The sequence below is a fragment of the Alphaproteobacteria bacterium genome (genome assembly GCA_016699305.1).
GTDB lineage: Bacteria > Pseudomonadota > Alphaproteobacteria.
The window spans coordinates 1493617-1512840 of the sequence record CP064970.1 but is presented as its reverse complement, the minus strand read 5'-3'; the positions used below and the strand labels follow the sequence as shown (position 1 = coordinate 1512840).

At 60.4% G+C, this 19224-nt stretch carries 19 protein-coding genes; 10 read left to right on the top strand and 9 right to left on the bottom strand.

Going from position 1 to position 19224, the window contains the following annotated elements:
• Positions 1–5: 5 nt before the first annotated feature.
• Genes IPI58_07145 through IPI58_07135 form a run of 3 tightly spaced genes read right to left on the bottom strand, consistent with a single transcriptional unit; the run spans position 6 to position 2172 of the window.
• Entirely contained in the window at positions 6–1439 is a 1434-nt protein-coding gene (locus IPI58_07145) for a hypothetical protein (protein ID QQR68616.1), read from the bottom strand.
• Positions 1436–1660 carry a ribbon-helix-helix domain-containing protein gene (locus IPI58_07140; GenBank protein QQR70072.1) on the bottom strand — a complete coding sequence of 75 codons (225 nt, stop codon included), beginning with the start codon at positions 1658–1660 and terminating at the stop codon, positions 1436–1438. Before IPI58_07140 ends, IPI58_07145 begins: the two co-directional genes overlap by 4 nt.
• A 23-nt stretch (positions 1661–1683) precedes the next feature.
• Positions 1684–2172 (bottom strand): hypothetical protein, encoded by a 489-nt coding sequence (locus IPI58_07135; GenBank protein QQR68615.1) that lies wholly within the window; start codon positions 2170–2172, stop codon positions 1684–1686.
• Positions 2173–2439: 267 nt separating this feature from the next.
• On the opposite strand from IPI58_07135, the gene IPI58_07130 reads away from it, so the two are divergent.
• From IPI58_07130 to IPI58_07115, 4 genes are read left to right on the top strand one after another with little or no spacing between them, the layout of a single operon-like run.
• The gene (locus tag IPI58_07130) at positions 2440–3405 is read left to right on the top strand and encodes a PstS family phosphate ABC transporter substrate-binding protein (protein ID QQR68614.1); all 966 of its coding nucleotides are present in this window, start codon (positions 2440–2442) and stop codon (positions 3403–3405) included.
• Positions 3406–3409: 4 nt separating this feature from the next.
• Complete coding sequence (pstC, locus tag IPI58_07125; protein QQR68613.1) at positions 3410–4306, top strand: phosphate ABC transporter permease subunit PstC; 897 nt, start codon at positions 3410–3412, stop codon at positions 4304–4306.
• Positions 4306–5232: a phosphate ABC transporter permease PstA gene (pstA, locus tag IPI58_07120; GenBank protein ID QQR68612.1), complete on the top strand. Its 927-nt coding sequence runs from the start codon at positions 4306–4308 to the stop codon at positions 5230–5232. The genes pstC and pstA overlap by 1 nt, the downstream gene beginning before the upstream one ends.
• 56 nt (positions 5233–5288) lie before the next feature.
• On the top strand, positions 5289–6053 hold the full coding sequence (locus IPI58_07115; protein QQR70071.1) for a phosphate ABC transporter ATP-binding protein: 765 nt from the start codon (positions 5289–5291) through the stop codon (positions 6051–6053).
• A gap of 5 nt (positions 6054–6058) precedes the next feature.
• On the opposite strand, the gene IPI58_07110 is transcribed toward IPI58_07115, so the two are convergent.
• Positions 6059–6697: a hypothetical protein gene (locus IPI58_07110; GenBank protein QQR68611.1), complete on the bottom strand. Its 639-nt coding sequence runs from the start codon at positions 6695–6697 to the stop codon at positions 6059–6061.
• A 325-nt stretch (positions 6698–7022) separates the two neighbouring features.
• Here IPI58_07110 and gyrA point away from each other — a divergent pair, with 325 nt between their 5' ends.
• Complete coding sequence (gyrA, locus tag IPI58_07105) at positions 7023–9827, top strand: DNA gyrase subunit A (protein QQR68610.1); 2805 nt, start codon at positions 7023–7025, stop codon at positions 9825–9827.
• A 191-nt stretch (positions 9828–10018) separates the two neighbouring features.
• On the opposite strand, the gene IPI58_07100 is transcribed toward gyrA, so the two are convergent.
• Entirely contained in the window at positions 10019–10318 is a 300-nt protein-coding gene (locus tag IPI58_07100; protein QQR68609.1) for a hypothetical protein, read from the bottom strand.
• A 123-nt stretch (positions 10319–10441) separates the two neighbouring features.
• Entirely contained in the window at positions 10442–11299 is an 858-nt protein-coding gene (kdsA, locus tag IPI58_07095; GenBank protein ID QQR68608.1) for a 3-deoxy-8-phosphooctulonate synthase, read from the bottom strand.
• 124 nt (positions 11300–11423) lie between these two features.
• On the opposite strand from kdsA, the gene IPI58_07090 reads away from it, so the two are divergent.
• Positions 11424–12395 (top strand): hypothetical protein, encoded by a 972-nt coding sequence (locus IPI58_07090; protein QQR68607.1) that lies wholly within the window; start codon positions 11424–11426, stop codon positions 12393–12395.
• A 410-nt stretch (positions 12396–12805) separates the two neighbouring features.
• On the opposite strand, the gene IPI58_07085 is transcribed toward IPI58_07090, so the two are convergent.
• Together IPI58_07085 and IPI58_07080 are read right to left on the bottom strand one after the other, a co-directional pair.
• Positions 12806–13303: a hypothetical protein gene (locus IPI58_07085; GenBank protein QQR68606.1), complete on the bottom strand. Its 498-nt coding sequence runs from the start codon at positions 13301–13303 to the stop codon at positions 12806–12808.
• Positions 13303–13914, bottom strand: a complete 612-nt coding sequence (locus IPI58_07080; GenBank protein ID QQR68605.1) for a hypothetical protein — start codon at positions 13912–13914, stop codon at positions 13303–13305. The genes IPI58_07085 and IPI58_07080 overlap by 1 nt, the downstream gene beginning before the upstream one ends.
• A gap of 97 nt (positions 13915–14011) precedes the next feature.
• On the opposite strand from IPI58_07080, the gene IPI58_07075 reads away from it, so the two are divergent.
• The 4 genes from IPI58_07075 to IPI58_07060 all read left to right on the top strand — a co-directional run bounded on the left by IPI58_07075 (position 14012) and on the right by IPI58_07060 (position 18476).
• Positions 14012–14476, top strand: a complete 465-nt coding sequence (locus IPI58_07075) for a hypothetical protein (GenBank protein QQR68604.1) — start codon at positions 14012–14014, stop codon at positions 14474–14476.
• 268 nt (positions 14477–14744) lie between these two features.
• The gene (locus tag IPI58_07070) at positions 14745–15071 is read left to right on the top strand and encodes a hypothetical protein (GenBank protein QQR68603.1); all 327 of its coding nucleotides are present in this window, start codon (positions 14745–14747) and stop codon (positions 15069–15071) included.
• 92 nt (positions 15072–15163) lie between these two features.
• Positions 15164–16483: an HlyC/CorC family transporter gene (locus IPI58_07065; protein QQR68602.1), complete on the top strand. Its 1320-nt coding sequence runs from the start codon at positions 15164–15166 to the stop codon at positions 16481–16483.
• An 82-nt stretch (positions 16484–16565) separates the two neighbouring features.
• The gene (locus IPI58_07060) at positions 16566–18476 is read left to right on the top strand and encodes an AsmA family protein (GenBank protein QQR68601.1); all 1911 of its coding nucleotides are present in this window, start codon (positions 16566–16568) and stop codon (positions 18474–18476) included.
• Positions 18477–18482: 6 nt separating this feature from the next.
• Here the strand turns inward: IPI58_07060 and IPI58_07055 are convergent, their stop codons facing one another.
• Entirely contained in the window at positions 18483–19061 is a 579-nt protein-coding gene (locus IPI58_07055; protein QQR68600.1) for a hypothetical protein, read from the bottom strand.
• Positions 19062–19224 lie beyond the last annotated feature (163 nt).

Below are 19224 nucleotides of genomic sequence, written 5' to 3'. Positions count from 1 at the left end.
GGCGCTCACGGCTCTTGACCAATCACCGCGCGCTTACCAAAAAGCGTGGCCATGCAGTCATTCGGGGCGACTCTGCCGCTGGTGGACAAATCGCTATCGAACAGCAATCCTGGCTGCACGCTCAGCATGGGCAGATAGGCAATCGATCCGGGGTCTTTGGCAAGCTCTTGAAAACGGGCGCGGCTTTCACGCTGGAAGGTCCATGCGTCCGGCATTTGGACGATCGCGCCCAGGATACCGGGCGAGGCCAGAACCAGCACCAAACTCACGATCAACACAGCCGGGGCCGGCACACGCCAAACGGCCAGTTGCTCCATCAATAAATGTCCGTAATAACGCGCCAACAGCACGGCGGGCAGGCTCAGCGCGACGATGCTCAACACATGATGCTGGTTCCAATGCCCCAAGCCCCAATGCGCGGCGATCCATGTCACGATCATACTGACAAGGGTAACGGCCAAGCCGAAACCGGCAAGCCCCCCGATATGGCGCGGATCGGGCTGTCGCTGCGGAGGTGGGAATTGCACCACCAGGACCATCAGCATGCCCAACCAACCCAGCACGCCCAGCCAACGGGCGGCGGCGCGCCACCCGATACCCTCATGATCCGCACCGCCCCACAGCAGAGACGACACGGCGCGAGTCGCCTCGGACCGATCCCATGTCCCGGGAGCCAGCCCGATGACCAAAGCGCAAGCCAGGCCCAAAGCCACAAAACCCAGATGCATCAAAGGCTGATCGTCCAATCGCAAATAGCGACGCACGAAAAAAGATATTCCAGCCAGCGCTGCTATCATGAAGCCTGCGGATTCGTTGCATAATCCTGCCACAGCCAACAGAGCCGCCAGGCCCCAAGCCGTGGGCGGCTCGATCCACCGATGATCGGCCAAAGAGCGATACAGCGTGGCCATGAACAACGCCAATGCCAATCCCGGCAAGGTAAAGCTGACCACGCCCGGCAACCAAAATAACAGGCCGCGCACCGATGGCGCATGACCGGCCAGCACCGCCAGCAACATCAAAGTCAGGAATACCCGCGTGCGCAGGGCGATGCGCGGCATCAGGCGATCGGCCAGCACCCAGGCCGCGCCGGCCAAGGCCGACAAGCATGCCAGCAACATAAGGATATACAGATATGACACCGGCACCTTGATGGCCCGTCCCAACAAATCGGGAATAAGGGCCAAGGTCATCGACGCAAAGCGCGCCCCGACATGATCATATTGCAGCGCCAGAACCTGGGGCAGCGCACGCACATGCGCCGCGACATAAAAGCAAAAATCCTCGCCCTGCGGCAGAGCCAAAAAGACAAAAAAAGCCAGCGGCAGCAACAAAACGCCCGGCACTATCAACAGCCAATTTGGTACCGGCAACAAGCGGGATATCCCGGCCTGAGCCAAGCGCGAACGGGAGGCGGGGGGAGGGGCCATGTCATTCATGAGGCAAGCCCTCCTTCTTGAGCGCCGTGCAAAGCTTCGGACAAGATCATCACGCGCAACGTGCTGGCCAGCGGGGCCGTGCGTGCGCGGTCGATCTGAGCGATGAGTGCCGATGTGGAACAGCCACGGCGGCGGGCCAGATCATCCAAAGCATTCCAGAACACATTCTCCAAAGCCACGCTGGTGGCATGACCATCCAGACGAACCGACCGCTTACGCATGACGCAGGCATCGGCCCGCGCGGTCAACGCCGCGCGGCCCCAGAAGCGGCGGCATCAGGTGAGGTCAGCATCCAGTTGGAGCAGACCGAGGCCCCCTTGGCACCCACGGGAATCCGACCACTGCACTCGGTGGTTTCCCAACCACGGCCACGCATGCATTCCGAGACGATCCAAGACGGACGCATCTCGCAAGTAGCAGGCGTGGTCAGCCAGCCTTCACCGGACCACAACCAACCATCGCCTTGCGTGGGGGCCAAATGTGAGGTTTCGGCCAGACGCTGCTGGTCAGGCATGTATTGAATCAAGTTTTGGCGCGGGATATTGCGCGGAAAGATGCCGCAGACGCACTGGCTGAGATCGAAATTCAGCTTTTCCTGCTGCTTTTCCAGGATCAACTGGATGTTCGGCTCGCTGATCGGACGCCAGAACTGCGTCGGATAGCCCGGGGTTTCGCATGCCGTGACCAAAAGGACAAGGGCAAATAGGGAAGCAAGGCGCGCAAGAAACGGCATGGAGAAAGGTCCCGATATAGCTGCACCGATCACGGTCCGGGAATCACTCCCTCACCGCACGCGTCTAGGATAAGGCGATTGCACGCCGATGCAAGGGCCTTGTTGCGCGGCCCGGGCCACAAGCCTTTGCCTGCCCTTTGCGGTTGTGCTAAAAGCACAACCGTCCTTAAAGTGCGCCTTTGTTCAGGAGAATGGCCTGTGAATCAGTCGGCACTTACCCGTCGTGCAGCGCTCCGGTTACTCCGCATCTTTCCTTTGTTTTTGTTCATGATTTCACTTTTTTTACCGGTTGGCAGCGCCGTGGCGCAAAACGGCCAGATGATCCGCATGGACGGGTCGAATACCGTCTATCCCTTGAGCGAAATGCTCGCCGAGGCCTTTCGCGAATCGCATCCGTCCCCCAAGCCTGGAATCGTCATCGGCGTTTCGGGCACGGGCGGCGGCTTCAAGAAATTCTGCCGAGGCGAGATCGATATCGCCAACGCCTCACGCCCGATCCTGGAAGATGAAATCAAGGCATGCGCGGCGGCGGGCATCGAGTTTATCGAGCTACCCGTGGCCTTCGACGCCCTGACGGTGGCGGTCAGCGCGAACAATGATTTTGTGGGCAGCCTGTCTTTAGCCGATTTGAAAAAATTATGGTCGCCGGATTCGTCCATCCGGTTCTGGCGCGACATGCGCCCCGACTGGCCGGATAAGCCGATCCATTTCTATGGAGCGGGCATGGAATCGGGGACGTTTGATTTCTTTACCGAGGTTGTCATGGGCAAGGCCCGTTCCAGCCGCAGCGACGTGACCGCCAGCGACGATTATAACATGCTGCTGGCCGGAATCGCGGGCGACCGCATGGCTCTGGGCTATGTGCCATACGCCTATTTCCTGGCGCATAAAAAGAGCCTGCGCGCCGTGCCCATCGGCCCGGATGCCGCGCATGCCGTCATGCCTTCGGTCGCGGCGGCGTCCGATGCCAGCTATCCCCTATCGCGGCCCTTGTTCATCTATGTGAACGCCAAGGCGGCGGCACGCCATGATGTGCGCAACTTCATCGTATTCTTTCTTCACCAGGCACCTCTTTCGATCGAAAAACTGGGGTATATGCCTTTACCAGAAGCCCTTTACGCTTATGCGCGGGAGCGGATGCAATCGAGGCAGACGGGTTCAATCTATGAAGGCGGTCATGCGGCGTCTCGTCCGCTGAATGAGATGATCAAGCCGCGCCGCATGGGTTCCTGATCGTATGGCCATGATCCGTCGCCCCTTATCCGAACATCTCTTCGAGGCTCTGGTGCATATGGCCGCCTTGGCGGGCGTGGCGGCATTGTTGGGCATTCTGGCCATGCTGGTCGTCGAGTCCTTGGATTTTTTCAAAGAAGCACCGATCCTTGAATTCCTGACCGGGGTGCGCTGGGCCCCTTTGTTCGATCTCCCGCATTATGGAATCTTGCCGTTGCTGGCCGGAACCATGATTACCACCGCTTTGGCCATGCTGGTGGCCGCCCCTTTGGGGATCGCGGCAGCGGTGTGGCTCAGCGAATTCGCGCCGCCGCGCCTGCGCGAGGTCATCAAGCCCGTCATGGAAATCTTGGCGGGCGTACCCACGGTGATCTTTGGTCAATTCGCCCTTTTGGCGGTCACGCCGGCCTTGCAGACCACCCTTTTGCCCGACCTGCCCGGATTCAATCTGCTCAGCGCCGGAATCGTCATCGGCATCATGATCGTGCCGCTGGTGGCTTCCCTGTCCGAGGACGCCTTGTCGGCCGTGCCGCGTGATACGCGCGCGGCTTCGCTGGCTCTTGGGGCCACGTCGTGGGAAACCGCACGCAGGGTGGTATTGCCCAGCGCGATCGGCGGCGTGGGCGCGGGCCTTTTGCTGGCTTTCGCCCGAGCCATGGGAGAGACGATGATCGTGGCCATGGCCGGCGGACAACAGCCCAATCTGACGCTCGATCCTACCCAGCCCGCCGCCACCATCACCACCTATATCGTGGGCGTCGCGAAAGGCGATGTGCCGCATGACGGCATGGCCTATCGCTCGATATTTGCCGCCGGACTGGCCTTGTTCGTGCTGATTTTGCTGACCAATATCACCGGCCAGGTCCTCCGCCGGGCAACACGCGCCCATAGGAGTGTCTGATGCCGCGCTTGCATCCACATCCCCATGCGCGCGACCGGCACCGTCGCCGCCGAAAACTGCGGGATCGTCTGGCCGATTGGATCGGCTTTGGCTCGGTCGCGGTGGTGCTGAGCTTTCTGCTGGCGGTGATCGTCCAATTGGCGCTGACCGGAGCACCCCGCCTGAATATGGATTTCTTGATGAATCTGCCGTCCTCCGCACCCGATCGCGCGGGTATCTTGCCGGCCTGGATCGGCAGCCTGATGCTGGCGGCGGTGTGCATGTTGGTCGCCGTGCCTCTGGGCGTGGGGGCTGGCGTGTATATGGAGGAATACGCGCCGCAAGGCGGCTTGACACGGATTCTGGACGTGACGATCGCCACCTTGGCGGGCGTGCCTTCGGTGGTATTCGGCCTGTTGGGCTTGGCTTTGTTCGTGAATGGATTGGATCTGGGCCGCAGCATCCTTAGCGGCGGATTGACCCTGGCCCTTCTGGTGCTGCCGATGGTGACCTTGACCACGCGCGAATCCTTGCGCGCCGTGCATCAAGACCTGCGCGAGGCCGCCTTGGCCCTGGGCGCGTCGCCCACCCATGCGGTGACCAGCGTGATCCTGCCCGCCGCCGCGCCGGGCATCCTGACGGGCGTGATCCTGGCCCTGGCCCGCGCCTTGGGCGAAACCGCGCCCCTTATTCTGGTCGGGGCGGTGGCGTTTATCAGCTTTACGCCCAGCCCGCCGATCTTAAACGCCGCCCCTTATCTATCCTTGGCCTGGCTGCATGAGCCTTTCACCGTCCTACCCATGCAGATGTTCAACTGGGTCTCGCGCCCGGGCGAGGCCTTTCGCGCCAACGCCGCAGCGGCGGGTCTGGTGTTGCTGGCCGTGACGGTCCTGTTAAACGCGGGCGCGATTTTCCTACGCGCCCATTTACGTCGGAAGAGATCATGAGCGAACTATCCGCCACCGCCGAGTTACCGCTGCCCGAGCCGCCCGCTGCCCAGGATATGCCGGCACCCGCAGCCAAGATCGCCATCGACGATCTGGGATTTGCCTATGGCGACAAGATGGTGCTGAGCCATATCAGCTTTCCCCTGGCCGAACGCGCGGTGACGGCTTTGATCAGGCCTTCGGGCTGCGGCAAGTCCACTTTATTGCGCTGCCTGAATCGTCTGAACGACACCCATCCGGGCGCGCGTTACGGTGGGCGCGCGCTCTTGCACCCGGATAATCTGGACATTCTGGCGCCCGGCACCGATCCGCTGACTGTGCGCCGGCGCGTGGGCATGGTGTTTCAAAAGCCAAACCCTTTTCCGCAATCCATCTTTGACAACGTGGCCTATGGGTTACGACTGCGCGACGAACGGCGTTCGCTGGCCGGAAAGGTCGAAGCGGCCTTGCGCCGCGCCGCATTATGGGACGAGGTATCCGACCGCCTGCGCCATTCGGCGCTTGAGCTATCCGGCGGACAACAGCAGCGTTTGTGCATCGCCCGCGCCTTGGCGGTCGAACCCGATGTCTTGCTGCTGGACGAGCCGACTTCGGCCCTGGACCCTCAGGCCACGTTGCGCATCGAATCCTTGATCCGCGATCTGGCCCAGCATGTCAGCGTGTTGATCGTCACCCACAACATGCATCAGGCGCGGCGCGTGTGCCACCACGCCGCGTTTCTTTACAAAGGCGAATTGGTGGAATACGGCCCCGCCCGCGATATCTTTACCACCCCCCGCGACGAACGCACGCGCGGCTATATCGCGGGACAGTTTGGCTAATCGCATCAAGCCGGTTTGTAGACCAAGCCTTCTACGGAATTCCCGACCGAATAATATTCAGGTCGGCGTGCGATTGAGGGTTCCTCCCGCCTGTCATAGACATGGCCGTGGGGCAATGCGCATGATCTCATCCAAATCAGCTTACTCGCCAATTTCTCCCGCTCGGCTCGCATGCCTTTGAGGCATCCATGCAAACTATCCCCATCCATCCGCAGGGCTTCTTCCGGCGACATAGCAAAGTCATTTCCAAATAGTCCGCGGCCATTACGAACCATTTCCGGCGTAATGGTGAAATCCACGCTGGGCATCCGGATCTGGGGGCTAACTGCGGGCACAATTTTACCGATAGGGATCACAACCTGCCGCGCCCTTTTATCGCCTTGAGAGCAAAGCGCCATCAGATTCTCAACAAATAAGACGCGAAAAGCCTTGTAGAGGCAATCTCCGCCATGGCCACCTTGCATATCGAGAATATCTTGCGGAAACCCTATTGACCCGTTGAACTCGACTGACTGGGCGAATTCGGACTCAAGGTCACGTAGGGTCCTTTTTCTTTCCCCTGCCAGCTTAGTCTTGTTGGCCTGGGCGACTGGGGTCCAAGCCAAATGAGGACGCCGACCGCAGCTATACTCGAAATAGCTCATAATGCCCTCGACGGCTGTGTCTTGGCCGCGTAGGTCGTAAAGAGCGGGAAAGGTTTTTATAAACGCTGGGCTTGGACGAGCGACAGCGGGACTTCCGTACCAGATCTTTCCCTGGTCAGTCACGTATTTCTTGGCGTATCGTTGACGGGGCATAATGGATCGATCTTTCACTGTTGAGATCGATCCTGATACGCATCTATATTAGTTGCGTCAACAAAAACCCGGTCTCGGGACCGTCTGTGGCTCCCTGCCAAGCGCATTGTTTGACCGGCCCCAAACTGCTAGGTTCCCAGGTAACAAACTGCTTGAGTCAGGGATAATCGCGATGAGCGAAACGATCACGGAAGAAAAGCCACAAGACCCGCAGGGGCCGCAAGGACCCCAAGGCGATATTCAGCCGGTGGCCATCGAGACCGAGATGCGCCGGTCCTATCTGGACTACGCCATGAGTGTGATCGTCTCGCGCGCCTTGCCCGATGTGCGCGACGGGTTAAAGCCCGTGCATCGGCGCATTTTATACGCCATGCGCGAAGGCGGCTACGACGCGGGCAAGCCCTATAAGAAATCCGCCCGCATCGTGGGCGACGTGATGGGTAAATACCATCCCCATGGCGACTCCGCGATTTACGGGGCCATGGTGCGCATGGCGCAGGACTTTTCCTTGCGCTTGCCCTTGGTGGACGGCCAGGGAAATTTCGGCTCGTTGGATGACGATCCTCCGGCGGCCATGCGTTACACCGAGGCGCGCTTGGCGCGTTCGGCCGAGGCCTTGTTGGAGGATATCGACCGCAGCACGGTGGATTTCCAGCCCAATTACGACGAATCCACCAAAGAGCCGTTGGTTCTGCCGGCGCGTTTCCCCAATCTTTTGGTCAATGGCGCGGGCGGCATCGCCGTGGGCATGGCCACCAATATTCCTACCCATAATCTGGGCGAGGTGATCGACGCCTGCTGTCTGCTGCTGGACAACCCCGAAGCGGGGCTGGAAGAGCTGATGCGCGTCATTCCCGGCCCCGATTTTCCCACCGGCGCCCTGGTGCGCGGACGGGCGGGAATCCGCGCGGCCTTTGCCACGGGCCATGGCAGCATGGTCATGCGCGGACGCACCGAGATCGAAGAGGGTAAGGGCGGACGCCAAAGCATCATCGTCACCGAGATTCCCTGGCAATTGAGCAAGGAAAAGCTGGTGACGCGCATCGCCGAATGCGCCAACGCCAAATTGGTCGAGGGCATCTCTGACTTGCGCGACGAATCCAACCGCGAAGGCGTGCGCATCGTCATCGACCTCAAGCGCGACGCCTCGGCCGATGTGGTGCTGAACCAGCTGTACCGTCAAACGCCGCTGCAAACCAATTTCCCCGTGCATATGCTGGCCTTGGACGGCGGACGTCCGCGCCTGATGTCGCTTAAAGACGTGTTGGTCGCCTTCTTGCGTTTCCGCGAACAGGTCTTAACGCGCCGCACCGAGCATGACTTGGCCGAGGCGCGCGGCCGCGCCCATGTGTTGCTGGGCCTGGCCTTGGCCGTCAGCCATCTGGACGAAGTGATCGCCCTGATCCGCGCCTCTGGCGATCCGGCTGAGGCGCGTACCGCCTTGATGGAACGGGCATGGGATGCGCAGGCTATATCCCCCCTGATCGCTTTGGTGGACGAGCGGCCCGAGGGTCATGTGACCAGCGTCTATCGCCTCAGCGAAAACCAGGCCCGCGCCATCTTGGACCTGAAGCTGAACCGCTTGACCGGCCTTGAGCGCGGCAAGATCGAACAGGAACTGCGCGAAACAACGACCCTGATCGGCGAATTGCTGGCCATTTTGGGATCGCGCAGCAAATTGTTGGAGGTGTTGCGCACCGAATTGCTGGAAATCCGCCAGCGTTTCGCCACGCCCCGTCGCACGCAATTGGAAGACGCCGAGGACGACGCCTTCACCGATGAAGACCTCATCACGCGTGAGGATATGGTGGTCACCCTTAGCCATGGCGGCTATGCCAAGCGTGTGCCCCTGGCGGCCTATCGTGCCCAAAAGCGCGGCGGCAAAGGCCGCAGCGGCATGGCCACGCGCGAGGAAGATTGGGTCAGCGATCTATTCGTGGCCAGTACGCATACGCCGCTTTTGTTCTTCTCGTCGCGCGGCATGGCCTATGTGCTCAAGGTCCATCGTCTGCCACTGTCCACGCCCCAGGCGCGGGGCAAGGCGTTGGTGAATCTGCTGCCCCTGCAACAGGGCGAGACCATCACCGCCGTGATGACCGCCCCCGAAGAGGAAGAATCCTGGAGCAATCTGCACGTCCTGTTCGCAACGAAAGCAGGCACGGTGCGCCGCAACCGCCTGTCGGATTTTGGCAATATCCGCGCCAATGGCTTGATCGCCATGAAATTGGAGGAAGGCGACAGCCTGATCGGCGTCAAGCCCTGCCAAGAGCATGACGATATCCTTTTGGCCACGCGGCTTGGCCGCTGCATCCGCTTTCCTGTGGGCGAGATTCGCCTGTTTGCGGGACGATCATCTGTGGGCGTGCGCGGCGTGCGACTGGCCGAAGGGGACGAAGTGGTGACCCTATCGGTGCTGCATGCGGTGGAGGCCAGCGTGGCCGAACGCGCCGCCTATTTACGCGCCGCCATCGCGCGACGTCGCGCGCCAGGCGAGGAGGATGCGGAAATCCCGGATTCGTCTTCCGTCGAGTCCGCCGAGGAAGACGGCGAACCGACCGAGATGGTCACCCTATCGCCCGAACGCTTGGCCGCTCTGACCGCGCAAGAGGAAATGGTGCTGACCATCTTCGCGCGCGGCTATGGCCGCCGCAGCTCGGCCTATGAGTACCGCGTCACACGGCGCGGCGGTCAGGGCATCTTGAACCGCGACGGTTCGGGCCAGGCGGGCGAGGTGGTCACCTGCATGCCGGTCACCGAGGACCAAGACGTGATCTTGGGCACGCAAAGCGGCCAGGTGATCCGCCTGGCGGCCAGCACCGTCCGTCAATGCGGCAGACAAGCCAAGGGCGTGATCCTTTTCCGTTTGGGAGAGGGCGAGTCCGTCGCCTCGGTCGCCACCGTCCCAGCGCAAGAGCCCGATGCCGAGTCCGAAGCCGAATCCTCTGAGCAGACGCCGCCCCCCGTCGTTTCCGCTTAAACACCGTATACGAAACTCAAAGTGTATACGCGCGATGCCAGGAGCCATCGAATATGTGGGGGGAGCATCGGTGCCTGAATAGGGCATAGCCTACTCGTGGCGCGATTCCGGCCGTCTTAGCCTCTGCTACTGCGGTGTGGGGTCCGTTCGTTCAGTGGCGCGATACTTCTTCGGCGAAAGGTCAGGCCGCATCACGCGGTGGCGTGGGTCTCAAGATCGCTTTCGTCCTTGCGGATAAAGGCGGTGTCATAGCCTTCGACAGGCTCGTCGCCGTCAATGCGGATGATAAGGATCTTGTTGATGCGCATCAGATAGGGATGCACGTCATCGGGCACCGGATGCTCGATGGTGTCGCTGGTGCCGTTATCAAAGAGAACTTCAATGCGGCGCATATCAGTGTGATAGCGGACCCACAGCGGCGTTCCAGCGAACGGCGCATCGTGAATCAGGCAAACCTTGCCTCGCGCATTGACGACCAGATCAATGTTCACCGTGAACGCAGCTCCCGTTGTTGTCCTGCGTGACAGACCACAGGACGATTCGCACCGTCTTGCCTAAGGTTAAGCTTGCTAGGCCCAAGCCGCAAGCTTCATTCTCGGTGTCTTCCCCCGGCCTCATGCCGTTTGCGCCATGACAGGCCGTGTTTTGGCCAAACGATCAAAGGCGATCAGGGTTTCCAGCAAGGCCGGCATATCGGCCAAAGGCACCATATTCGGGCCGTCGCTGGGGGCTTTGTCCGGATCCTGATGGGTTTCCATAAAGACGGCGGCCACGCCCACGGCTACGGCGGCGCGGGCCAGAACGGGGACGAATTCGCGCTGACCGCCCGAACGCCCGTCCAAACCGCCCGGCTCTTGCACCGAATGGGTGGCGTCGAACACCACCGGATAGCCGGTCTGGGCCATGATGGGCAAAGCGCGCATGTCGTTGATCAGACGGTTATACCCAAAAGTCACGCCGCGCTCGCACAGCAAGATGTTGTCATTGCCGGTGCTGGCGATCTTGGCGGCCACGTTTTTCATGTCCCACGGAGCCAAAAACTGGCCCTTTTTCACGTTGATGGCCTTTCCGGTGCGTCCGGCGGCCAGCAACAGATCGGTCTGACGGCACAAAAAAGCGGGGATTTGCAACACATCCACCACTTCGGCGGTGGGAGCGCATTGCTCGGCCTCGTGAACATCGGTGATGACGGGGCAACCGAATGTCTCGCGCAATTCGGCCAGGATGGGCAGGCCCTTATCCATGCCCAGACCCCGATCCGTGCCCAATGAGGTGCGATTGGCCTTGTCAAAAGATGTCTTATAAATCAATCCTATACCCAAACGCCCCGCCAATTTTGTCAAGGCCTCGGCCATTTCTAGAGCATGCGCACGGCTTTCCAGGGCGCAAGGCCCCGCGATCAGGGTCAAAGGCCGATCATTGCCCAGTTCAAGTGAGCCGATGCGGACATTACGGGGGGTAGGCGTGGTCATGATCCGTCCTTTGCTAAACGGGGATGATGAAGAAACGGTTACCCTTTCTTAGGGTAAGGCTTTGTACACTGAAAGCGTGATGAAAGCCGCGCACCCGATCCCATACCGACATTTTGGCCGGATCATGGCAATGCTTTGGCTGGCCCTTGTGCTCAGCACGGGGCTGGCCACGGGCAGGGCCTGGGCCAATGAGCATACGGAATCATCCGTTGGCCATGGCGAGGCGGCGGCCAAAGACGCCCCAGCGGGTCTGCCGGAACCGCCGCCCCAGCCCAAAGAAGTGATCGAGCCAGTCGTTCAGGGCCTGCGCCCCGCTTTGATGCCTGCCCAGTCTCGTTCGCGCATGACGTCAAAGCCTTCCACCGACGACACACCGCAAGGCACGGGCAAACCTTTTGACGCCGCCGGATTGGGCTGGGCGACGCCCTATCCGCTCCCTGTCACGCCGCGCGAGGAGATGGCCCCTTCCCGTAACGCGGTGGTGGCGCGGCGTTGTCTGGCCTGGGGGTTTGACGATTTGGTGCGCGACAGCGTGCGCCAGAGCGTCGCGGCCTTGTTAGGAGAATTGACGGACCGACCTTCCTTAAAGGTGCGGGACGTGGCAACGCCCATCGCATGGGTACGCCGCGCCGCCGCCCCCCCCGCCGAGGCGGAAGAAGCCGAGTCGGAATCGGGCCTATCCACCGCCCAGTCATCCCAAGGAACAAACGCTGCGCCAGGTCCGATTCTGTTGCCGGGCCGCTGGGGCGAAGGGAGCGCGGCGGCATCGGGCGAGCCGCCGGTGTCTTCCTATAACATCCAGGCTACTTTGTTGCCGTCTTCCACCACGCGCCGCCCGGTGAAGGTGGCCAAGCCGGTTCCGCCGCCGTCCCCTATTCCCACGAAGGCACCTCCGCCCAAAGCATCCCCCGCGCCACCCGCGCCATTGCCTGAAGAGACGGATCAATCCATCCTCTCGGCACTGCAAAAAGCCATTCGTGACATGGGCGTGGGCGGCCAGCTTCAGGTGCCGCAACCTCAGCCGGGCAGCGAGCATCTGAATTTCGAGACGCCCGGCGCATCCGCGCTCCAATCGCCCCCCGTCAAGAGGCATTGAGAAAAGGCGGTATCCGTTTTTCAGAGAAGAATCTGCGATTCAGCATCAGCGTGAAGGGCGGGTGATGGATGCCTGCATGCGCGAGCATGTAAACGAGCGGATGCCATGTCCCTTCTCCTTTAGATATTTCATCCCTCTCTCGACACCTTCATTATCCACATAACCTGCAAGAATAAAACACGAAAGCGGGAGTCCATCACCTGTCCTAGCCGAAGGCATTTCGGTTTAGAATAAGCACCCGCACGGCTCTTGGCCTTTGCGTCCGTCGGCTAGATGGCCCGCAACAAGTGCAAGGACACGCGATTCTGATCGTCCGGGAACACCTCGCGGCTTTCAAATCCCGCCTCGCGCTGCTCGGGCTTGAGCGGCCCAAGGAGATGGTGGGCGAGGTTCTGCTTGAGACGTGAACACTATTTTTTCTCTGGTTTCGGCTCTACCTCAAGCGTAAAGCAGAACCGTCCTGCTGGGTGAGCGGCGAGCGGGGCGAGTGTCTTGGTGACTTCATCCGACTGGTAGCCATAATAGCCCAATGCAGTAGTGTCTTTGTTAAGGTCGGATGGCCCTGGCCTATGGAATGTCGCGCAAATCTTCGCGCTTTCAGATGAAAGCCTTTCGTATGAAATCTCTCGGGTTGCGCATCCTGCTTGGCCTAGATGGGTCTTTCGTTTATGCCAAGCGGAAGAAGATTTGCAGCCCAGTTCCTCCAGCGACGCAGGGATGGTTGGGTGGCTGCCTCGGTGTTCATTGAGTTTTTCCGCGATCAACGCGATACCGTATCGAATTTCTTGATCCTGAATTTGCTTGCGCCGCTCCCAAGGCGATCCCACCACACTTGCGCTGAAGACAATGATGGACGCGAGTGCCACAGCGACCGCTCCTTTTAACAGTTTGGACGGGTCCATTCCCATCAGGCCGATTCCTCGGCTTTACGAACTTCAAGCCGATAATAGAGGTTGGAACCTAGGACGATCATGGCGAGTATCGCCAGTTTGAGCAAGAACCGCACCCCCAACTCGCCATCCAGAAAGTAATATACCGTGCCACAGGCCATGCAGAACAGCACGCTCCAGCCCAGAAGCGATGTGAGGTTGATGAGCCATAGCCTTAGGCGCGGCATGGCTTGACGCAGCCGCTTGGCGTTCTTTTGGCGCGCGCGTTCGATGCCAAAGAAAGAGGGCAAGGCGACGATGAGGATGGCAAACTGATCGCGTATCGCGGCAGCAAGGTCGGTCGAATAATAATATCCCCTGCCATATTGGCCAAGCCCATCGGGTAGGTAACGGTCAAGGATCGTGAACAGTATGCTAACAGAAGCGTGGATGATCGTGTAGAGCAGCGCGAAGGAAAATACATTCAAGACGCTTATTCTCGGCGAAGAGAATGTTCCGGGGCGTGGCACGGCGAGCGGGAAGGATGGCTGGAAATGGTATCTTGCCATCGTCTCCTTGATGGCGGTCTGCGGCCATCCAGCTGCCGCCAGAGCTTCGGCGATTTTATCCTCGGACAGCCCTGCCAACACGGCTTGGCACACAAATTCATCGAGCTCTTTTGCCATGGTTTGATCCCACCCGATCTTTCGTTCTCTTGAGCTACGCGGGGCGTCACGCGACCCACTCGTGCCTTGGCATGATAATGGGCTAGATGTTGAAGCGCTATCAGTATTTCGTCAATACTTCGAGATGCTGAAGGCCGATCTTGGTCAATGTCAAAACGGCAACATGCACACGGCGATAAATAGATATGTTCGCCTTGTGGGTGAGCGTACAAGAGGCGAACATATCCGCTTCGCGACCAGCGACGATCGTAACGCGCGCCGCCCGGTGAAGGTGGCCGCGCCCAAGCCCCCGGCCGCGCCGCCCATTCCCATAGCGGCAAGTCAGCCCAAGGCGTCCCCCGCCCCGCCTGCGCCCTCGCCCGAGGAGACGGATCAATCCATCCTCTCGGCGCTGCAAAGCGCTATTCGTGACATGGGCGCGAGCAACAAAATTCAGGTTCCACAGCCCCAAGCCGGCAGCGAACACCTGAATTTCGAAACGCCCGGCGCATCGCCGCCTCAACCGGCACCCGCCAAGGGGCGTTGAGGAAAGACGGACGCGACGAACAGCGCCCTCTCCTCCATCTGACATGTAGGACACGAAAGAAGACATCGGAGTCGATAGGAATTTGAGTGGCTGTATCATTGACAGTTAATTTTATATAACGAATTGATTTAAATCATTATTATTAATGAGCTGGCGCGACTGTGGCGCTAAAGCGCCAGATGATGGATGAAATAAATCATCAAGCGTTGACGAAAAGATAACTTTTAGTGTTAAAATAGGTGCATGGAACGACTAGGAGCCATGTGTCATGACAAACTGTGAACAGCCACGTAAAATCTTGGGTGAGAATTTGCCTGCGGCCTGCGATCCGTTTGCGTGGGGTGTGCGGGTGACCGCGCTGAGAGGCCAAGGCGCTCATGCGGCGATGTTTGGAAATGGCCGCCCGTTGGCTGCCAAGGAAATGTCTGCAGCCCTTAGCGATGTGCGCAGAATAGCAGTAGTGGAACTCGCTGATAAGGGCGATCTTACATCGCCTACCGCGCGCGGATCCATAGGTATGCGCGGTGGCCATGCCGTCCGCCACAATCCCGGCAGCAAGCCGACGGCGAACGCTCTCAGCATGGAAGTGCGCTAAGCGCGCGGATGTTGGCGGGACGCATGGGTTGCCCCGCCTGGGGGCGGGGCGTTTGATGAACATAGCTTTCAAATAAGGACGGTGATCAGGCCATGGAATTCGGTCAGGTCGCCGTCCTTCTCGTTTTGACGCTGCTGAACGGCTTTTTGTCGATGGCGGAATTGGCGCTGGTTTCGGCGCGGCGCGTGCGTTTACAGACATTGATCCAATCGGGCAAGGGCGCGGGTGTGGCTGCGGCCCGTGCCGCCTTGCGCCTGATGGATCGTCCGGCGCGGCTTTTGTCCACCGTGCAGGTGGGCATTACCCTCATCAGCGTGTTTTCAGGGGCCTATGGCGCGGCCGAGCTGGCCCAGCCGGTGGCCGACGCCTTGACCGCTTATCCGTGGCCATGGGTGGCCGAGCATGCCCAAGGCCTGGCCTTTGCCCTAGTGGGCGGCGGAATTGCATGGCTGACCCTGGTTCTGGGCGAGCTGGTCCCCAAACAAGCCGCCCTGGCCCATCCCGAACGTCTGGCGATGTGGGCCGCTTGGCCGATGACCGTTTTGGTGACCCTGGCCGCGCCCTTGGCCATGGTGCTGGAGGCCCCCAGCCGGTTGATCCTGCGCCTGCTGAGCACCGGCACGCGCAAGGGACCGGCGGTGACGGAAGAAGAGGTCCATGCCCTGATCCGCGAAGGCGCGCGTCATGGCGTGATCCTTCCCGTCGAGCATCAGATGTTAGAGGGGGTGTTGCGTCTGACCGATCGCACCGCGCGAAGTCTGATGACGCCTCGCCCCGACATGGTGTGGATCGATGTCGATTCCAGCCCCGAAGCGCAACGTCAAGCGCTGCTGGCCAGCCCGCACAGCCATCTGCCGGTGGGACGCCAAGATTTGCGCGAGATATTGGGCATCGTTCATGCGCGCGATCTGATGCAAGATTTGGCCGCAGGCCGGCTCTTAGAGGTTCGCCGCGCCTTGCGCGAACCCTTGATCGTTCCTGACGGCACGCCGGTTTTGCGTTTGCTGGATATCTTTCGCCAATCCGGCCAGCATGTGGCGGTGCTGGTGGATGAATATGGCAGCGTCGAAGGGTTGGTCACGCCCACAGATATCTTGACGGCCATCGCCGGCGATCTGCCCGAGCCGGGCCAGGGCGACGAGCCGATGGTGGTGCGCCGCGAGGATGGCACATGGCTGGTCGAGGGTCTGGCACCCATCGAGACGATCGAGGCGCAATTATCTTTGCGTGGGCTGCGCGAACCGGACGAGGATTTTCATACTTTGGCGGGATTTATGCTGGCGCGTCTAGGCCATGTGCCGCAAACCGGCGAGAGCCTGATATGGAATCAGCATCGCTTCGAGATCGTGGATATGGATGGTCGCCGCATCGATAAGATTCTGGTCGGCCCCATTCCTGTCGCCAAATCTTGACCTAACCCGAAAACTGGCCGAACCTTGCCTTGTCGCCAAGAATGGGCCATCACGGTTACATCGTTAGAGGGGAAGCAAGATCATGGGCAAGATCATCGCGTGGACATTTGGAATTCTGGGACTGGCGGCGGGCGGCGCTGTCCTGTTCGTCGCGACCTTCGATATCAACAGCCACCGCGAGGAATTGGCGCGATATGCCAGCCAGGCCATGGGGCGCAAGGTCACCTTGGCAGGTCCTTTGCATTTGGCTTTCGATCAAGGCTTGGCCGTGCAAATTCAGGATGCGCGCATCGCCAATACGGCGGGTGAAGGCGGCGACGACCTGATCCGCGTACAGGATATCTCGTTGCGGATGGCCGTTGCCCCGTTGTTTCAAGGCATGGTGCAGATTGACCAAATTCGTCTGACGGGCGCACAAATCCATCTGAAGGCGGGCGGTAAGGGGGCGGGGATTCTGGCCGCCGCTCCGGCGGCCGCCACCTCGCCTAAGCCTTCAATCGCGTCCGGTCCTGCGGGGGAGGCGGTCAAATTGCAGCTGCATCGTATCTTGGTGCGCGATAGCGCGGTGACCTATCAGGGCAAGCCTGGCACGAAGCCGATCAACGTGACGATCGAATCCGCCGATTGGATTCAAAAAGAGGGCGTTGCCGCTTCGGTATCGGCCATCTTGGCCGTGGAGGGAACGGGAAAGCTGGATATAGAGGTGCAGATACCGCAAGGGCCGCTGGCCGATCCCATGCCGATTTCGGCCAAGGTCGCGGTGGTAGGCGCGGATACCACGCTTTCCGCAACCGGTAAACTGAGCCTGAAGGCTCAGACCCTGAATTTGGTCGGCCTGAATATTGACAGCAAGGGCAATAAGCTGACAGGCGATTTGGATATAGCCTGGAGCGGCGAGAAACCCAGTCTGCGCGGCGCGTTATCTTCTCAGAATCTGCGGCCTCAGGATCTTTTGGTGGTGATGGCTCCCGTGGCGGCGGGGGGGGGTGCGGCTTCGCAGAAGACTCCCGCGCCAAGTGGCGACGATCAGGGACGGATGTTCTCCAATGCGACCTTGCCTCTGGCTGCGCTGGGTGACGCGCCAGCCAATGTCGATTTAGATTTTGATCTCGCGCGCTTGGAAAGCGGCGATCAGCAGCTGTCGAATATCCGCGCCAAGCTGCGGTGGCAGGGGGGGCAGATTAGCCTGGATCCTCTCAGCTTTACCCATGCGGGCAGTGCCTATACGGGGCGCGTGACGGCACAAGGGGGCGGCGATCCATCGGCAAGCCTGCGTTTGAAGTCGGACAATCTGGACCTTGAGGCGCTTTCCAAGGCGCTGGGCCAGACACCGCCTGCCGTGCGCGCCATGGCGCATCTGGATATGGACCTGCAAGGGCGCGGCGTCAGCTTGCATCAACTGGCGCAAACGGCCCAGGGCAGTATCAGCCTGGTGGTCGATCAAGGCACCGTGATCGTCAAGGAGGCGGGACCTGCGGTGTCCAGTTTGCTGGCCGCCCTGGCACCTGGACAGAATTTTACCGGGCCTCAAGATTTGCGTTGCCTGGTGGCGCGCGCCGATCTGCAGCAGGGCAACGCGCAGATCAAGGCGCTATTGGCCAAGACCCCGCAAGTCACGCTGGCTGGGTCGGGCGTGGTGCGTTTGGGGGATGAGAAGATCAATCTGGTCGTCTCTCCGCGCTTTGACGGCAATGATGCGCTGAACAAATTGGCCGTGTCGGTCAATGTCAGCGGCCCCTTGGCCAAGCCTTATGTCGAGCCCGATCCCAAGGGCCTGGCGCAAAAGGCCATCGGCGCGTTTCTAAGCGGCGGGCTTGGACCGACTTCGGGGCGTGTCCCGCTGGTCGCCGATACGCGCGGCGCAGATGGCCGCAATCCGTGCGTGGTGGCATTGGAAAATCCCCAATATCCCGCCATGCCCAGCCTAACGCGCGAGGATGTCAAAGGCGTCTTGCAAAAGGGCAAAGACTTGCTGCAAAAACTGGGGCTGTAACTAAGGTTATTGAGTGGCGGAGCTGGGCGTCGATTCCAATAGATCGCGTAAATGCTGGGCGCGGGCGCGGATATCATCAAGTCCTGGCGCATCGGGATTCTCGGCCGTGGCCAAGACCTGGAGATACAGCGATAACGCCCCGGCCCGGTCATGGGCTTGATCCATCTTGATGGCTTGATGGAGCATCTGGGTCCAATCGGCGGATTCAGCCGCGATGGATTCGGGTTCCTCTTCATCCGCCACATGCACCGTTAATCCACGAGGCGCGGATGTTCCCATCGAGCGGGCAGGATTGGCAGACGGCCGAGACTGCGGCGTCATAGGGGGCAGCGCGGCCACGGCATGCTCCAGGCGCGGATCGGCCAAGCTTTCGGCGGGAAGCGCCAGATTCTCGACCTGAAGCGCGGCGGCCTTGGCGGCGGGAGCAACCGGATCCATGCGCAAACTGATCTGCGGCCATAAAGAAGGCAGCAAAGCGCCCGATGCCATGGCGGCAAGGACCATGGCTCCACGAGCCAAACGCCCCCGCCACAACGCGCCCGAATCCCATATGATCGGCGCGGGACCTTCTTCTTTTTGAAACATGCTCGTTCCCAATCACTCTGATGCCCTATGCGCGCCCAGAGCATCAGAATGCGCAGATCTTGACCAGATGGCAGATTGTCTCACCCTCTTGCGGGGACGGTATTCTCGTAAGCTCTTTTGTGGGTGCCAGGGCGGCGGCGTTTGGCTAGATCACCCCGATGCG

Bases quoted from the DNA above. Each gene is read 5' to 3' on its own strand.
- IPI58_07145 (QQR68616.1), bottom strand. From the start codon at position 1,439: ATGAATGACATGGCCCCTCCCCCCGCCTCCCGTTCGCGCTTGGCTCAG.
- IPI58_07140 (QQR70072.1), bottom strand. From the start codon at position 1,660: ATGCGTAAGCGGTCGGTTCGTCTGGATGGTCATGCCACCAGCGTGGCT.
- IPI58_07135 (QQR68615.1), bottom strand. From the start codon at position 2,172: ATGCCGTTTCTTGCGCGCCTTGCTTCCCTATTTGCCCTTGTCCTTTTG.
- IPI58_07130 (QQR68614.1), top strand. From the start codon at position 2,440: ATGATTTCACTTTTTTTACCGGTTGGCAGCGCCGTGGCGCAAAACGGC.
- pstC (QQR68613.1), top strand. From the start codon at position 3,410: ATGGCCATGATCCGTCGCCCCTTATCCGAACATCTCTTCGAGGCTCTG.
- pstA (QQR68612.1), top strand. From the start codon at position 4,306: ATGCCGCGCTTGCATCCACATCCCCATGCGCGCGACCGGCACCGTCGC.
- IPI58_07115 (QQR70071.1), top strand. From the start codon at position 5,289: ATGCCGGCACCCGCAGCCAAGATCGCCATCGACGATCTGGGATTTGCC.
- IPI58_07110 (QQR68611.1), bottom strand. From the start codon at position 6,697: ATGAGCTATTTCGAGTATAGCTGCGGTCGGCGTCCTCATTTGGCTTGG.
- gyrA (QQR68610.1), top strand. From the start codon at position 7,023: ATGAGCGAAACGATCACGGAAGAAAAGCCACAAGACCCGCAGGGGCCG.
- kdsA (QQR68608.1), bottom strand. From the start codon at position 11,299: ATGACCACGCCTACCCCCCGTAATGTCCGCATCGGCTCACTTGAACTG.
- IPI58_07090 (QQR68607.1), top strand. From the start codon at position 11,424: ATGGCAATGCTTTGGCTGGCCCTTGTGCTCAGCACGGGGCTGGCCACG.
- IPI58_07085 (QQR68606.1), bottom strand. From the start codon at position 13,303: ATGGGAATGGACCCGTCCAAACTGTTAAAAGGAGCGGTCGCTGTGGCA.
- IPI58_07070 (QQR68603.1), top strand. From the start codon at position 14,745: ATGACAAACTGTGAACAGCCACGTAAAATCTTGGGTGAGAATTTGCCT.
- IPI58_07065 (QQR68602.1), top strand. From the start codon at position 15,164: ATGGAATTCGGTCAGGTCGCCGTCCTTCTCGTTTTGACGCTGCTGAAC.
- IPI58_07060 (QQR68601.1), top strand. From the start codon at position 16,566: ATGGGCAAGATCATCGCGTGGACATTTGGAATTCTGGGACTGGCGGCG.
- IPI58_07055 (QQR68600.1), bottom strand. From the start codon at position 19,061: ATGTTTCAAAAAGAAGAAGGTCCCGCGCCGATCATATGGGATTCGGGC.